The organism is Cupriavidus sp. 22TCCZM04-2 (assembly GCF_057798895.1).
The window spans coordinates 79,774-94,765 of record NZ_JBYOJS010000016.1; the positions used below are offsets into that span (position 1 = coordinate 79,774).

Annotated in this window: 14 protein-coding genes; 2 read left to right on the plus strand and 12 right to left on the minus strand. The window is 64.7% G+C overall.

Annotation, left to right across the window (positions count from 1 at the left end):
* Positions 1 to 120: 120 nt before the first annotated feature.
* Positions 121 to 1,029, plus strand: a complete 909-nt coding sequence (locus AC3FKG_RS21905) for a LysR family transcriptional regulator (RefSeq protein WP_483713732.1) — start codon at positions 121 to 123, stop codon at positions 1,027 to 1,029.
* Between the two features lie 184 nt (positions 1,030 to 1,213).
* Here the strand turns inward: AC3FKG_RS21905 and AC3FKG_RS21910 are convergent, their stop codons facing one another.
* The 12 genes from AC3FKG_RS21910 to AC3FKG_RS21965 all read right to left on the minus strand — a co-directional run bounded on the left by AC3FKG_RS21910 (position 1,214) and on the right by AC3FKG_RS21965 (position 14,727).
* Entirely contained in the window at positions 1,214 to 2,635 is a 1,422-nt protein-coding gene (locus AC3FKG_RS21910; protein ID WP_488744105.1) for an aldehyde dehydrogenase family protein, read from the minus strand.
* Positions 2,636 to 2,677: 42 nt separating this feature from the next.
* Positions 2,678 to 3,118: a c-type cytochrome gene (locus AC3FKG_RS21915; protein ID WP_488744106.1), complete on the minus strand. Its 441-nt coding sequence runs from the start codon at positions 3,116 to 3,118 to the stop codon at positions 2,678 to 2,680.
* A 23-nt stretch (positions 3,119 to 3,141) separates the two neighbouring features.
* A complete protein-coding gene (locus AC3FKG_RS21920; RefSeq protein ID WP_488744107.1) occupies positions 3,142 to 3,630 on the minus strand; it encodes a c-type cytochrome in 489 nt (162 codons plus the stop codon).
* Complete coding sequence (locus AC3FKG_RS21925; RefSeq protein ID WP_220631701.1) at positions 3,627 to 4,154, minus strand: methylamine dehydrogenase light chain; 528 nt, start codon at positions 4,152 to 4,154, stop codon at positions 3,627 to 3,629. The genes AC3FKG_RS21920 and AC3FKG_RS21925 overlap by 4 nt, the downstream gene beginning before the upstream one ends.
* 11 nt (positions 4,155 to 4,165) lie before the next feature.
* Positions 4,166 to 4,780, minus strand: coding sequence for a methylamine dehydrogenase accessory protein MauD (gene mauD, locus AC3FKG_RS21930; RefSeq protein ID WP_483713727.1), 615 nt, complete (start codon positions 4,778 to 4,780; stop codon positions 4,166 to 4,168).
* Between the two features lies 1 nt (position 4,781).
* Entirely contained in the window at positions 4,782 to 5,333 is a 552-nt protein-coding gene (locus AC3FKG_RS21935) for a MauE/DoxX family redox-associated membrane protein (protein WP_483713726.1), read from the minus strand.
* 9 nt (positions 5,334 to 5,342) lie between these two features.
* Positions 5,343 to 6,380: an amine dehydrogenase large subunit gene (locus AC3FKG_RS21940; protein WP_488744144.1), complete on the minus strand. Its 1,038-nt coding sequence runs from the start codon at positions 6,378 to 6,380 to the stop codon at positions 5,343 to 5,345.
* 453 nt (positions 6,381 to 6,833) lie between these two features.
* A complete protein-coding gene (locus tag AC3FKG_RS21945; RefSeq protein WP_488744108.1) occupies positions 6,834 to 7,820 on the minus strand; it encodes a WD40/YVTN/BNR-like repeat-containing protein in 987 nt (328 codons plus the stop codon).
* 10 nt (positions 7,821 to 7,830) lie between these two features.
* On the minus strand, positions 7,831 to 10,188 hold the full coding sequence (locus AC3FKG_RS21950) for an efflux RND transporter permease subunit (RefSeq protein WP_488744109.1): 2,358 nt from the start codon (positions 10,186 to 10,188) through the stop codon (positions 7,831 to 7,833).
* A 73-nt stretch (positions 10,189 to 10,261) separates the two neighbouring features.
* Positions 10,262 to 12,040, minus strand: a complete 1,779-nt coding sequence (locus tag AC3FKG_RS21955) for a DUF1302 domain-containing protein (protein WP_220631913.1) — start codon at positions 12,038 to 12,040, stop codon at positions 10,262 to 10,264.
* Between the two features lie 210 nt (positions 12,041 to 12,250).
* The gene (locus AC3FKG_RS21960; protein WP_483713722.1) at positions 12,251 to 13,633 is read right to left on the minus strand and encodes a DUF1329 domain-containing protein; all 1,383 of its coding nucleotides are present in this window, start codon (positions 13,631 to 13,633) and stop codon (positions 12,251 to 12,253) included.
* 356 nt (positions 13,634 to 13,989) lie between these two features.
* Positions 13,990 to 14,727: a helix-turn-helix domain-containing protein gene (locus tag AC3FKG_RS21965; RefSeq protein WP_483713720.1), complete on the minus strand. Its 738-nt coding sequence runs from the start codon at positions 14,725 to 14,727 to the stop codon at positions 13,990 to 13,992.
* 54 nt (positions 14,728 to 14,781) lie between these two features.
* On the opposite strand from AC3FKG_RS21965, the gene AC3FKG_RS21970 reads away from it, so the two are divergent.
* Positions 14,782 to 14,940 (plus strand): hypothetical protein, encoded by a 159-nt coding sequence (locus AC3FKG_RS21970; protein WP_483713719.1) that lies wholly within the window; start codon positions 14,782 to 14,784, stop codon positions 14,938 to 14,940.
* Positions 14,941 to 14,992: the final 52 nt, after the last annotated feature.

Here is a 14,992-nt window from a genome sequence, read left to right on the forward strand (position 1 = left end):
CCAGATGTTGCGTAAGCCCTCTCTGCAGGGCGGGATGTCCACAGTTTATGGAGTCCTGAGCCAACTCAAAAGAGTATAATCATAGATATCTGATATCCACTTTATGGATGGTTAGCCAGTGTGAATCTGAAACAGCTCGAAACCGTGGCGCTGGTGGCTGAAGTGGGATCGCTGTCACGTGCGGCACGCTCCCTGGGGATAGCCCAGTCACTGGTGAGCCGTGCGATTGCGCAGATCGAGGCGGAATGGGGCGACCGGCTGTTCGAACGAACCGGCCGGGGCGTGGTGCTGTCGGAATTCGGCCAGCGGATCTTCCCGCATGTCCAGTTGCTGCTGGCCCAGTCGGCACGGCTGCGCGATGAGGTCAAGGACGCGGCGGGCGTCCCGTTCGGACAGGTGAGGATCGGCGTGCTGCCGTCAATGGCGCCGCGCCTGATACCGGCGCTGTTCGAGAATCTGCGCGCCTCGGCGCCCGGTGTCCGGCTGCGCGTGGCCGAAGGCTTCAGCGGACAACTCGACGAGGAACTGGAATCGGGCCATCTGGACCTGGCGGTCATCAACCGCTATGGTCCCGGGCCCCGCCAGGGAGAAGACGTGCTTGCTGAGGTCGCCACTTACCTGATCTGCGCGCCCGGCCATCCGCTCGCCGGGGTACCGACGGTGCCGTTCCGCAAGCTCGACGGCGTTCCGCTTGTCCTGCCACCGGCCCCCAACGGGCTGCGATCGATTCTCGACCAGCACGCGCGTCAGCTCGGCATCTCGCTGGATGTGGCGCTGGAAGTCGAATCGTTGAATACGATGAAGGAGGTTGCGCTTTCGGGGGGCGCTTTGACAATACTTCCAATGCTTGCTGTGGACCACGAAGTTGCCACTGGGCATTTGTCCGCCGTCGAGATTGTCGAGCCACGCTTACCACGGACCATTGCCATGGGCATCACGCGACATCACCCATTGTCCCGGGCGGCACGACTCGTTCTTTCTCGACTTCATGACTTGGTGCCTGAAGTTGCAAGGAACACGAGTGCCTAGTTGGAGCCCAATCAAGGTGTCTTACACAGCTGAGTTCGGGGAGGATCGGCTGCCGGCGGGAAGCGAGCGAAGGCGTCTCGAAAAGATCGTGTGCATGGTCATTGATCAATGGCAGAGCGTTCTAGGCCGGATCGGAGCGGCGCCTCAATCCTGAGCTCGTGTCTACGAGAGCCGCCGCCCCGGGTCAGGCCATGATCGCCTTGGTCTCCAGGTACTCGCCAATCCCTTCGGGGCCGAATTCCCGGCCATTTCCGGACTGCTTGTACCCGCCGAAGGGAAGGCTCAGGTCCATGGGCGCCCCATTGATGCGTACGGAGCCCACACGCAGCCGGGTGGCCACCCGACGGGCCCGCTCGACATCCGCCGAAGCGACATACCCGGCCAACCCGTAGGGGGAGTCGTTAGCGATAGCGACCGCATCGTCATCCCCATCGTGGGGGATCAGCACCAGCACGGGCCCGAAGATCTCCTCCTGTGCAATCGCCATGTCATTGCGAACGCCGGCAAGGATCGTCGGCCTGGCGAAATAGCCTTGCTCCAGACCTTGCGGGCGACCCACGCCTCCCGCCGCGACACGCGCGCCCTCTTCCACGCCAAGTTGGATCAGGCCTTGAACTCTTTCGTACTGTGCACGGCTCGACAGAGGCCCCATGCTGACAGCGGTGTCCCCGGGATCGCCCACGGTCACCGCGTCGGCCGTGGCCGCGGCTATCCGGACTGCCTGGTCATAGCGCTCTCTTGGCACCAGCATGCGCGTTGGCGCGACACAGGTCTGACCGCTGTTTCCCATGCACTGCAGCACACCTTGGCGTACCGCAGTTTCCAGATCCGCGTCATCGAGGATCAGCAATGCCGACTTGCCGCCAAGCTCCTGCGCCACCCGCTTCACGGTAGACGCCGCATTGACCGCCACCTGGATGCCGGCGCGCGTTGATCCGGTGATCGATACCACGTCGACGTCACGATGCGAAGACAAGGCCGCGCCCACCGTCTGGCCGTCGCCGTAGATCATGTTGAAGACGCCGGCCGGGGTGCCAGCATCGTGCATGACCTCGGCAAAGATGCGCGCATCAAGCGGGGCGGTCTCGGAAGGCTTGAGCACGACCGTGCAGCCGGCGGCAATGGCAGGGGCCACCTTTGCCGCGATCTGGTTAAGCGGCCAGTTCCAGGGCGTGATGAGTACTGCCACACCGATGGCTTCGCGTCGCACCAGATTCCTGCCTCTGGCCGACTCGAACTCGAAGCTTCGCAGGGCCGCCAGGGTCGCCTTCAGTTGCTCGAGCCCCAATGTCGCCTGTACGTTCCTCGCCAGCGTGATGGGCGCACCAATCTCCATGCGCACCGCCTGTGCGATGTCCTCAAGTCTCGCCTGGTAGCAGGCAATGATCCGTTCAAGCAGCGCGATACGCTCGTCGCGGGTCGATTCCGACCAGCCGTGAAACGCCCCGCGCGCGGCGGCCACCGCACGGTCCGCGTCGCCGGCAGTACCCATCGCCAGCCTGCCGATCACCGATTCGGTCGCAGGGTTGACGATATCCACCTGCGTGAAGCCTGGTGCCGGCTCCACCCACGTCCCGCCAATGTAGAAAGTATCGATCGTCTCCATGATTTGCTCCTGATTTGGTGTGGCGACTGCTGTGGTGGTGCGTCAGTAGTCGGACTTCATCGGCACGCCCTGGCCGCGAAGCTCTTCGATCACGGCGCGGCGCACTGTCGCCACGTCGGCATACGCCGGGCGGCGCAGGGCAGCCACTTCCGAGCCAGTGTAGGGTCTGAAATCCGTCGGCAACTGGTTGGCGCCAAAGCGCGCGAGCATGAGATTGGTCACCGCAGCGAGCTCATCGTCCGTCAGCGCGGAGTTCGACGCGCCTGGCACGCGGACGATGAATTGCCGACCGGCACTGCTATGCACGAACAGGCCGATGGCACCCCGAAGCGGCGGGATATTGCCCGGCACGCCTTCACCAGCGGCGCCGTGGCAGCCCATGCAATTCAGCACATAGTTCCGGTAGGCGACCGCCTCGTCCGCCGGCTGCCCCCATGCGCTCGTGGCCAGCGACACGGCCGCGAGCGCCATCCACGCAGTCAATGGCCGCCATGCCGGAAAAAGCCTCACAGCCCCGCATCCTTGAGCACCTGCTCGCGCAGGTGCCTGACTTCGGTCGGCGTGAGGTTCTGCGCCCGGCGCGCCTTGACCTCGTCAGCGTTGATTGGCTGGCTGCCGGCCGCCTTACCGCCGGAGAGGTCAAGCGCGATATAGCTCAACACCCCGGCCAGTTCTTCGTCCGACATCGTGCGGAAGCTGGGCATGCTCCCGTTGTACTGCTTGCCGCCGTTCTGGATGGCACCCAGGAGGCCATACAGGGCAATGTTCGCCAGCAGTGCCCGGCCGCCCTCGGTGCTCGCATAGCGGGCCGGATAGACGCTCAGCGCCGGCGCCAGGCCATCCTGGCCCTGCCCATTTGCCTGGTGGCAGACCGCGCAGTTCTTCGCAAAGATGGTCTTGCCCGCATCGAGCTCCTGCGCCCGCGCGCCTGCCGATACGCCCAGCGCGATCACCAGGGACAGACTGGCCTTGATGTACTTCGTCGTGGTCCTCATTGCTCCTGGACTCCCAGCAGGACGGAAACCGAGCAGACGTACGTGGACGGCTGGCTCGCCATGCACCAGTTGATGTCGTTGTTGAGCGACATCTTGTACATCGGGCGCTCCCGCTCGTTCCGGTTGCACATGCAGTGGCCACACGAGGTACTGCCGCAGCAGTCGTTGTACGAGACGATGTAGTTCCGTCCGTCGTGCGGATTCAGGCAGGTGCCGATCCACGTGATGGGCGAGGTGGATGTGCCGGGCGGGCAGGTGCTGGAGCTTCCGCCACAGCAGGCGCAAAGAAAGCCGTCGATGGCGCAGTGCTTCCAGTATTCGCAACTGGTCTCGTCATCGATGCCCGCTGGCAGCTTGGGCGCGGCTGCCGGGCCGGCCGCGTAGGCGAGGCGGTCCACCGGCAGCAGCGGCATGGCCGCCGCGCCCACGAGGAGTCGCCCCATCCGGCCGAGCGCGCTGCGGCGGCCATTGCGCTGGGCGACGCTGCGTGCGGAACGCTCAAAGAGTCCGTCGATCCATTTCATGTTTCTGTTCCTCATGCCTGGGCGTGCTGCCCGTCGCGGCGTGCCACATACTCCTGAATCGAAGCCGTTCCGGTTTCGTTGGCTTCGAACAGGCTTTCCAGATGTTCCCGATTGTTGACGAGGCCCTTCGAGCGCACCTTGCCTTCGCCATCGATCACGACCGCGTAGGGCAACCGGCCGATCTGGTAGGCCATGCCGAGTTCCTGCGAAAGGACATAGGGGAACGCGGAAAGACCCGCCTTGCGATAAAAGGCCTCGTGCTCCGCGCGGGGACCATCGCTTGCCAGGACAAAGCGATAGTTGGCACCCTCACTGGCTTGCAGGGACGGCAGCAGCGCGAGCAGCTTCTTGCAAACCGGGCAGGTCGGCGAAACGAAGAAGAGGAAGGTGCTGCGTCCGTCGGCCGAGATGCCGCCAATCCGGACTTCGCTCTGGTACAGGTCGCGCAGGTCGAAGGCGGGCGCCACTGCGCCGACAGCCGGGCCTTTGTCCACCACCAGGGCGCCGACCGGCATGATGCGTTCGTACAGCACACCAATCTGCCGCAACAGCGCCAGGCACACCAGTCCCAGCACAACGACAGCAACCCACAGCATGACTTGCGAAACAACGAGAGCATTTGACATTTCAAGACCTCAACTTCTGAATTGCGGCACCGTTGGCCAGCAGATAATCGATGGCGACAAACAGGCCGCCGCCAACGGCCAGTCCGCCCGTCGCGGTGACATAGTCGATCCATTCGACGGTGCGCTGGGCAGGCTCGAACAGGCATGGCGCCACGAATGCCGCCAGCAGAGCCAGCCGCGCCAGATGCCATCCGGAGAGCCTCGCCGGATGACCATCGCCTTTTCCTCCGAACGCCCAGCAGCCGCAATCGATGTCGCGGTTGCCGCGTGCCAGGCTCACTCCGATTGCGACAAGGAAGAGGCCCAGCAGGCCAAGCCCGGCGAGCGCCGCCGCTGGGCGCGACGGATCGACAAGCAAGGCCGCGGCAATCGCCAGTTCGGCCAGGGCGAGGCACAGAGCCACCGGGGCCACAAGGAACGCCGGCAGCAAGCCATATGACGCCACCGCGCGCCCGAAGCGCTCCGGATTCACAAGCTTGGAAAACCCGGCGGCACCAAACACCACGATGACGGCCGCCTGGCAAGTCCGAAGGACAACGGGATCGATTTCCATCACTCCCCCTCAGAAAGGGAACATCTGAACGACGGCCCTGCCCAGCGTCTTGTCGGCATGCACCGGCTTGCCGCTGACGGCATCGAACGCCTGCACGCCCAGGTAGGTGCTGCCATAGACGATCGGATTGCCACCTTCGGATACCGACAATGTCACCATCGGCATCAGCTTCTCGGCCGCCAGCTTCCACCTAGCCACGCGGGCATGCGACCCGACGTCAAAGACCCAGATCTCCGTGCCCGGCTCCTTGTGCGATCCCTCGCCCCCCTGATGCATGAGGACGTAAAGCTTGCCGGTAGCCTCGCTTGCCGCGAACGGCTGGAGGCCGCCGGGACGCCAGCCCTGGCGCGCCTCCGCTGGCGAGACGAGCTGCCACGGCGCATCGAACCGCGCAGGACTTGCGCTGAAGTCCGCCGGCGTCACCTTGCCGCTGAATGTGACAAACACGTAGCCACTGCCCCAGCGCGCGGCGTGGGTGTAGACCGGGTCGTTCTCCACGTCGATGAAGGCAGCCGACTGCTCGCGGCCGACTTCCCTGCCATCCTGGTCCAGCGTGACAATCAGCGCCTTTCCACTCTGGCACAGCGATGCAAAGCGGTTCCTGCCGGACGGGTACGTCAGCACGCAGGCGGCCGTGTCGATCTCGCCGGCCAGCTTGCGGGTAGCCAGGTTCACAACGGAGACCGACGTCGCCGGCGTGATATTGGTGACGTAGACGAAGCCGCCGTCGTCCGACACCGTGGTATTGAACAGCGACGGCACCTGCTGCGCGTGCTTGGCCGGCAGGACGACCTCGCCAACCTTGCGGAACGATGCGTTGTCCGTGATCTCCAGGACATCGGTGCGTTCGCCGGTGGTGCCGCGCGAGAAGTAGCTCGTCGCGACATAGGTAAAGCGATGATCCGCCGAGCGCGTCACGCCAGGCAGGAACCCCGCTCCCTGTTGGGCAACGACCTTCTTCTTGTCAATGTCGTACACCGTCAGGCGCGCGTCGGTAGGCGCGGACATCTCGAGCGCATAGAGGAAGTGATCGCCACGCGGTGGCATGGGCTGCACGCTGAGCGTCTCGGGCTGCAGCGGCGCCGCGCCGTACACCCGTCGCGGAACCCGCCGACGCTGCAAGTGCCGCCAGGCAGGCGACCACGAACGGTCGCAGGTGTGGAATACGCATGGCTGGTATTGGGGGACTTGGATGGAGCAACTATAGGGTCGCGATCGGGGCGCCCGTATCCGGATTCGGCCAACCGGATGACGCGAGTTGTAACCGGGGCGGGCAATCCTCGCGCCAGAACAGTGCGACCTCAGGCTGTCGCAGCAAACTCGGATCGCCGACCGCGCAAAGGTCGTGCCCATCCGGCTGCTGCTGCCTCTTGACGCGATTGAGAGAGACTTGCGGCCGGAGCGAGCCGCATCGTGTTGAGACCTTCAAGCCATCCACTGACGCGATCTTCTGGGGACCGCGCGACGTGGTGGGCCTGTACCCGATGCGGAACCGTTCATTCACCGCGGCGCGAGCGGACCTCGAGAGGAAAAGTCGATCAACTTGCCGTCCGCCGCCAGCACCACGGCGTTGAGGTCGACGCGGTCGGGGCGCGTGGCAGCGGCCATGCCTTCCGTCCCATTGCTGCGGACCGACGCACCCTCCATGCCGACACCTGCTACGCCGCCCTGCGCCGCCACAAGGTCAGTCAGCCCGCTGTGCGTTCCGCTAGGCACCTGCCGCCAGGAGTCCCCGCCGTCGCCGCTGCGATAGACCGTGCCACGCATCCCGGCGACATAGAGCGCACCGTCTGGCCCCGCGGCGCCTGCCCAAAGGCTGCCCTTGTAGCCCGTCGGCAGGTAGCGCCAGGACTTGCCCTGGTCCGTCGAGCGCAACACCAGTCCCTGCTCCGCCGCGATGAACAGCTTCCCGTCCGGCGCCGCGAACAGGCGAAACAGGTTGCGGTCGGCCTTGGTCGCCCCGGGCGGCGCAGGCAGTTCGCGCTGTCGCCATGTATGTCCGCCATCGTCGGTCTCCAGCAGCAGCGACCACAGCCCCACGGCCAGTCCGTGGTTGCGGTCACTGAACAGCACGGAGAACAGCGGCTGGTCGGCCTCGGTGTCCGACCGCTGAAGCGTCCAGGTCTCGCCGCCGTCGCCGGTATGCAGGATCACGCCCGCGTGGCCGACGGCCCACCCATTTTTTTCATCGGCAAAGCTGACCGATGTCAGCATCGCGCGCACGGGGACGCTTTGCGCTTGCCGGAAATGCCTGCCGTTGTCGTCGGAAAGCAGCACGACGCCGTGCTCGCCCACCGCGACGATCCGGTTGCCGGCACGCGTGGCGCCGAGGATGCCAGCCGTGGCAGCCGATGGCGTGCGCACCGCCGGCATCAATTGCGGCACCGGCGCCTGGCCCTGCGGAGCAGCGGCCGATGCCTGCCCCCCCAGCGTCACGGCCGCCGCAGCCAGCAGTCCGATCAGCTTACGTAGATCCCGTTTTTGCATGCGCCCTCCCTCAGTGCGACATGAAGTTTGAAACCCGCACCGCACCGCGTCGCGGGAACAGCCGTTCCAGTACCACCGCCAGGGCGGGAAGCGCCGTCATCGCCATCACGAGGTTGACAAGGAACATGAACGCCAGCAGCTTGCCCATGTCGGCCTGGAACTTGAGGGCGGAGAACGCCCACGTCGACACGCCGATCGCCAGCGTGATCGCCGTGAAGATGGTGGCCATGCCCACCTCCAGCAGCGCGCTTTCCACCGCCTTTGCGATAGGCAGGCCGTCGGCCAGGTGTGCCTGCAGGCGGTTATAGATGTAGAAGGCGTAGTCCACGCCGATGCCGACGGCCAGTACCATCACCGGCAGCGTCGCCACCGTCAGGCCGATGTCGAGCGCCTTCATGAACCAGTAGCCGACGAAGGTCGCCACGGTCAGCGGCAGGCAGCAGGCGATCATGGCCCGCACGTCGCGATACGCCACCAGTACCAGCAGCATGATGGTGGCGTAGACATACAGCATCATCGGCTGCTCGCTTCGCTCGACTTCCTCGTCGATGGCCGCCAGCACGCCGGCATTGCCCGACGCCAGCCTGATCTTCACGTCCGGACGTGCGTTGGCGGCCCGGAATGCGTTGACGGCGCGGATCACCCCGGCAATGGTGGTCGCCTTGTGGTCGGCCAGGAACAGGTGGACGGCCGTCATGCTGCAATCCTTGCGCATGTAGCCGCGCAGCCGGCCGATCTCGGTGGCAAGCGCCGCGTAGTTGGCGGCATCCATCGGCACCACCGACATCTTCGGGTAGCCCTCGTTGTATCCCGTGTTGTAGGTGCGAAGCAGACTGGAAAAGCCGCTGATGGACACCACCCCGGGCACGTCGCGCATGGCCCAGGAAAAATCGTCCTGGTAGGCCCCGATGGCCGTGTTGCCGCACGATTCCGGGGCTGCCTCGAACACCACGGTCAGCCAGTCCAGGCCCATGTCATAGCTGGCGGCGATGGACTTGGCATCCCGGTTGAAGCGCGCGTCCTGCCGCAGCTCCGGCGCGCCCGGCTCCACCGTGCCGATCACGCGGTCGCGGCTTTCATAGATGGCCACAGCCAGCAGGCAGGCGCTCATCAGCGTCACGGCCACGGCGGTGCGCGGCTGCGCCACGCGGGCGAGCCCGCGCAGCCAGCGGGAGCGACGCTCGCGCCGGGCCATCGCCCCGTCGGCGTAGGCCTGGGAGAAGCGGAAGAACGATGCCACCACCGGCAGCATCACCAGGTTCGTGACGATCTTGTAGCCCACGCCGATCGACGCCGTGACCGCCAGCTCCCGCACCATCGGGATCGGCACGATCAGCAAGGTGATGAACGAGACGAAGGCCGTCACCAGCGCCAGCGTGCCCGGCACGAGCAGCCCCGTGAAGCTGTTGCGCGCCGCCTGCATGGAGTTCCTGCCGTGCGCCAGCTCGCGGACGATGAAATTGATCTGCTGGACCCCATGCGAGACGCCGATGGCAAAGACCAGGAACGGCACCAGCACGGCGAGCGGGTCGAGGCCGTAGCCGAGCAGCCTGAGCGTGCCGAACTGCCAGACCAGCGAGGTCAGCGAGCACAGGATGGGAAGGACCGTGAAACGCACCGAATGGGAGTACCAGTACACGGCCAGTGCGGTCAGCAGCAGCGCTATCGCGCAGAATCCCAGCACGCCGGAGGCGCCATCAGCAATATCGCCCACCTGCTTGGCGAAGCCGATGATCTGGATCTCGAAGTCCTTGTCCTCGAACCGCTCGCGAAGCTGCTTCTCGAGCAGATGGTTGTATGCGATGTAGTCGAGCTGCCTGCCGTCGCGATCCCGCTCCTCCAGTTCGGCGGTAATCATGGCACTGGTCTGGTCGCGCGAGACTAGCGTGCCGACGAAGCCGCCGTCGCTGGTGGCCGAGCGGATACGGCCGATGACGGCATCGTCGAGGCGCGGCGGCGTGATGTTGCCATCGATGAGAGGCTCGGCGCGAAAGCCCTCCTCCGTGATCTCGTTGACGTAGCTGTTCGGCGTCCACAGCGACTGCACGCCGAGCCGGTCCACGTTCGGCATGAACAGCACGGCTTGCGTCACGTCATAGAGCCTGCCCAGCGCGGGCCGGGTCCAGATGGTGCCGTGCCGCGCTTTCACCACCACCGTCAGGCGGTTGGCGCCGAACAGGTCGTCGCGGTAGGACTTGAAGGTCTTGATGTATTCATGGTTCAGCGGCATCTGCTTCTCGAAGCCCGCTTCCATGCGTAGCTGGGCGGCGAAGAAGGCCATCACCGCCGTAAATAGTCCGATCACCACCAGCGTTGCGGTCCGGTGCGCGAACAGGATGCCTTCCAGGCGTCGTACGAATCCGTTCATTGCTGCAAACTTCCAGAGTGCGTGGGTTCGGGGTCGCGCCTGCCAGCGGCCTGCGCGACCCGCGTGGAATTCGTCAGAAGTTCCGGGTCAGGAACGCGCCGACGAAGTTGCGGTCTCCAAGCGGTTGCGCCAGCGGATTGGCGCCCCAGTACATGGTGTAGTTGATGCCGGCCTGCCACTTGGTGGGGTTCTGGTTGAACAGCACGTAGAGGTTGGCGGACTTGGCGCCCTGCATATAGTTGCCGAGCGCGGTCGGCGTGTAGCCCATGAACGAATAGGAGAACGTGACACCCGGCGTGACCTGCCAGCCCGGAATCAGCCTGCCGTCATAGGTCCAGTTGAAGTCCACCGTCGCGCCCATCGACAGCGAGGTACCCTTGGCCGCCGTGATCGGGTAGCCGAGGGTGGAGTTGGTCGAACTGTCCATCCATGGCTGCAACGCCGGTGCCGGGGCTTGCATGACCTGCACACCGTCTACGGTGCGAACGAAGCGCGAGTTGGAGTTCACGCCAGGAAAGTAGATAGCAACCAGTTCCCCGGTGAACGCCGCGGTATCGGCCCCCAGCAGCTTGAGGAAACCACCCGAATTGCTCGGCGTGAGCGCGAGCAGGCCGGTCAGGTGCGTCTGGAACCGTTTCCTGTCGATCCACTGCTGGCAATTGACGCCGGTCACGCCGTTACTGATGATGTCCAGTGGACCGTTTGGCCCATAGCATGCCGAGAGCGCGACGGCATCGCGCGGCCGGTACGAGAGTTCCCAGCCCACCGCCCAGTCTCCCACCGGGAAGTTGGCGCTGACCCCATAGAGCTTGCGATCCTCCAGGTATTGGACCTGGATGGTGTCGTCGGGGCGCAGGCCCATCACCGGCAGCTTGTCGTGATAGTTCATGACGTAGGTGCCGATGTCGAGCTGCGTGCCTTCCGGCTTGTAGTGGAAGGCAAAGCCGTACTGCCCCGAGTTGCGGGCGTACTGGTTCGGCTGCAGCGGGATGCCGAAGGTATTGAACGGCGGGCCGGCGAATGCGCCCTGGTTGATGCCCTGCTGCACCGACTGGATGGTCCCCTGGTCGCGCGACCGCGCGATCGTCGTGGCGTCAGTGCCGGAGAAGTTCGGGTTCTGCGTGCTGACGTTAAAGGGCTCTGCGCCGCGGCCGAGATTGTCGGTCAGCGAGAAGTACGAACCCACCGGCGGCAGGCGGCTGCCGTTCCACTGGACCTGGTAGTACGCCTCCATGTTGAATCCGTGGCCCAGACCCGATGCGAAGCTGATCATGGGCGCCGGCAGCACGGCTTCCTTGATCTGGGTGCCGGGCACCATCAGCTTCTGGATGTCCAGTGCATTGGTCGCGTTGATGCCGCCAAGCCCGAAGATACTTTCACCCCAGTTGATCACCTGGTTGCCAATGCGCACGCGGGCGCTCTGGTCGCCGATCGAAAAACCCTTGCTGACCCACAGGTCGAGCAGCCGCGTGTCGCGCGCCACCTGGTTGAAGGAGTCCTTGGTCAGGTCGGAGCGCTCGGTATGGCTGGCGGCGACATCGTATAGCCAGGTGCCGCGCGCCATGAACTTGATGTCTTCCGGAAAATTCAGCAGCAGTTCGTGCGTACCCTTGACATACGCAGCGAACAGGTCGCCCTTCTTGTAGTTCAGGTTGCCATTGTCCAGATTGGAGAACTGAGCCGTGTTCACGTCGCCGGCACAGCCGGACGCGTTCGGATCGCCCACGCGCTGGCAGTCGATCCCGTGCGCCCGCATGGCCAGCCCCGTGGTGATCTGCGAGTCGAACGAACCGTAGACGGTCTCTCCCTTGATTTCGACCGCACTGGCATTGCCCATCTGCATGGCCGCCATGGCGGCGGCAATGGCAATACAGCGTCTCTTGCTTTGAATCACTTCTTCCTCCCTGTTTCCGGTTGTCCTGCTTCTTGTTGTCTTGCCTGTTGCCTCGTTGCGCTGTTGGCTGCATGGACGAGCGCCGGCCGCGCCGGTCTGTGCCGGCGTCGTGCCAGGAGCATTCGGGACATGTGGCGAGCGCCGGCGGCGCGGCGCTCGCTTGGGGACTTACCGTTCGCTGCGTGAGCGCAGGCTTTCCGGCGTGTAGTAGTCGAGCTTGAAGCGCGGCTCGTTCGAGTCGGTGACCCAGCGGATATCCTTGCCGCCGCCCACGGTGACGCCGTCGGCGATGTAGCGGCCGGAAATCAGGTCATACTGGACGAACGTCTCCAGGTCGCAGGCCCCCGTTTCCCAGACCGGGATCGGGAAGCCTTCGCGCAGCTTCCAGAGCTTGCCCTGCGCGTCGTAGTCCTCGGACACCAGCGCCAGCCAGCTGTCTTCGTCGAAATAGAAGGTCTTCTTCGGTGCCGTGTGGCGGGCTCCGGCCTTGACCGTCGCCTCGACCATCCAGACGCGGTGCAACTCGTAGCGGCGGCTGGCGTTGCTGATGTACTGCGGCCCCAGCACATCGCGAAGCTTGGCGTGGAAGTCGTAGATGCCGAAGGTGTTCGACGGCACATACATCTCCTTCTTGCCCACGAGCTTCCAGTCGAAGCGGTCGAGATTGCCGATGAACATGAAGGCCTGGTCAACCGTGTACTGGTTCTCCATGCCGATCTGCGGCGCGTCATAGGCGTAGCTCGGCATGCGGCGCACGCGGCGCTGGCCAGGGAAGTAGTACGAGACTTCGGGGGCCGCCCCACCGAACGAGTTGACGCCCACCGCGCCCTGCCCGGCAAGCGCCGCTGGCGACTTGTACTGGAAGTAGGCGGCCTGCAGCGTGTGCTTGACCTGTTCCGGCGTGGTAGCCCCCTTCTTCGCCCACGGGAAGTACAGGGTCATTTCCTGGTTCGCGTCGACCCACTCCTCGCTCCCCGCGCGCGGCGACAGCACCGTGTAGAAGCTGGGGAATACGATGCCCATGCCCCGGTAGCGGGTCTGGAAATTCCACATCGCCTCCGCCCCGGTCTTCGGACGCGGGAAGGCCACGCCCGGCAGGACGGCGTTTTCCAGGATTACGCCGTCGGACGCCATCCTGGCCTCGGCAAGGTTGCGCTTGCTGTTGGCCTGCACCCAGTCCGGCGCACCGCAGTTGCGATGCGTCGGATAGACATCCATGTGGTAGCCCTTTGTCGCCTTGATGAACGCGACCTGGCCGGGGCTGAGCTTGTCGGCGTACTTGTCGACGTTGGTGGCATCGATGGAGAAAAGCGCCTTCTCGCCCTTGTGCGACCAGAACCCGCCGCGCGGCTGCTCCGGCGACCAGCCGGCCGACGGCGTGTCCTTGCCATCCCATGCCGGAATGGCGCCGTCCTTGTTGCCGCTGCGCTGCGCTCCGGCCGGGGTCAGATCCGCGTCCCCCTCCGCTGCCAGGACACCGGCATCCATCACCAACATGCCCGCCGCCAGTGCCATGGCGGTCAGGCCGACTACGAACTTGCGCTGCCTCATCCTTTCTTCTCCCTCGTGTCGATATCCGAAACTCGGGAGAAGTCTACGATCCACCGCGTTCGCACAAGGCCGGGTTTCGGCAGAGGGTAGTAACAGGACTTTGCGCCGGCGGCCCAGATGTGATTGGGGAAATTACCTAGGCCGCTGCGCTCGCGTTTCCTGGACGGGCCGGTCGTGCCCGCGGTGGTGGCCGCGGTGGTGCCTAATGCCGTTCTAACCACCGTCGTCCCCGCGAAAGCGGGGACCCAGTGACTTCATCCCCGAAGGGGACGTGAAAGACGCTGGATTCCCGCCTACGCGGGAATGACGGCGGCGCTTGAGACCTTAACTGAACGGCATTACGCGGTGGTGCCCGTCTAGGCGCGCGGCGTTTCCGAAGGCAGGTAGCCGAACATCCGGTTGTAGTCGGCCGCAAACCTGCCCATGTGAACAAAGCCCCAGCGCGCCGCCGCATCCCTGATCTGCACGCGGTCGGCACTGGTTTGCCGCAACAGCCTGCGAACCAGCGACAAGCGCATCGTGCGCAGGTAGACGTACGGTGTTACGCCGGTGACATCGAGGAACGCTATCTGCAGCGTTCGCCGGCTGACTCGCGCCAGGCTGCAAAGCTCAAGCACCCCGACGGGCTGGCTGGGATTCGCCTGCATGTACTTGCGGCAGCGGTTGACGACATCACTGTGGGACAACCGTGTCACGTCGCCGCGGCGCCGTGGCGCTTCGGCATCGATCAGCAGGCAGAACAGGTGTTCCAGGATATCGTCGCGCGCGGAAATGCGGGCCGCCGGGAATGCCAGCGCTTCGCGGTTTTCCCCGGCGGTGCAAAGGCTTTCCACGATGCCTGCCGACGCGCGCTGCCGCGCCGGCAGGCTGACCTTGAGCAGTTGCTCATCGGCCCAGGCAAGGCTGGCCATCCCGCCGAGGTAATCCGCATACATCGCAAAGATCGAATCGCCGAGCACGATGCCGACATGCTCGCTCGGCCCGGAAGACTGGGCAGAAAACTCCCGTCCGCCGGCAATATGGCCAACGGACGTCCCGATCGAACGCCCATAGAGCGTCGTACGGCTATCGGCAGGCAGCGGGATGCCGAACATCCGGCACCCCCTCCTTACACAGCCTTCCTGCAAGGTAGGGACATTCAGCCGCTCGTGATACACGAAGACATCATCGTCGAGCCTGAACTGCTGCAGTTGGCCCTCATATCGGCCTGGGCCGGTTTGCAGGTATTGCTGGTTAAGCTGGGGGAGGCCAAGCGCGTGGTCTTCCGGATTCCCGAACGACTCCACGTGGCAATGCACGGCATGTGACATGGGGGACGCTTCTGCAAAGAGGCGGCTGGATATGTACTTTGTCCGTACA

Coding starts and splice junctions, on each gene's coding strand:
- AC3FKG_RS21910 (WP_488744105.1), bottom strand. CDS start 2,635: ATGGAGACGATCGATACTTTCTACATTGGCGGGACGTGGGTGGAGCCG.
- AC3FKG_RS21920 (WP_488744107.1), bottom strand. CDS start 3,630: ATGAGGACCACGACGAAGTACATCAAGGCCAGTCTGTCCCTGGTGATC.
- AC3FKG_RS21925 (WP_220631701.1), bottom strand. CDS start 4,154: ATGAAATGGATCGACGGACTCTTTGAGCGTTCCGCACGCAGCGTCGCC.
- mauD (WP_483713727.1), bottom strand. CDS start 4,780: ATGTCAAATGCTCTCGTTGTTTCGCAAGTCATGCTGTGGGTTGCTGTC.
- AC3FKG_RS21935 (WP_483713726.1), bottom strand. CDS start 5,333: ATGGAAATCGATCCCGTTGTCCTTCGGACTTGCCAGGCGGCCGTCATC.
- AC3FKG_RS21940 (WP_488744144.1), bottom strand. CDS start 6,380: ATGCCACCGCGTGGCGATCACTTCCTCTATGCGCTCGAGATGTCCGCG.
- AC3FKG_RS21945 (WP_488744108.1), bottom strand. CDS start 7,820: ATGCAAAAACGGGATCTACGTAAGCTGATCGGACTGCTGGCTGCGGCG.
- AC3FKG_RS21950 (WP_488744109.1), bottom strand. CDS start 10,188: ATGAACGGATTCGTACGACGCCTGGAAGGCATCCTGTTCGCGCACCGG.
- AC3FKG_RS21955 (WP_220631913.1), bottom strand. CDS start 12,040: ATGGCGGCCATGCAGATGGGCAATGCCAGTGCGGTCGAAATCAAGGGA.
- AC3FKG_RS21960 (WP_483713722.1), bottom strand. CDS start 13,633: ATGAGGCAGCGCAAGTTCGTAGTCGGCCTGACCGCCATGGCACTGGCG.
- AC3FKG_RS21965 (WP_483713720.1), bottom strand. CDS start 14,727: ATGTTCGGCATCCCGCTGCCTGCCGATAGCCGTACGACGCTCTATGGG.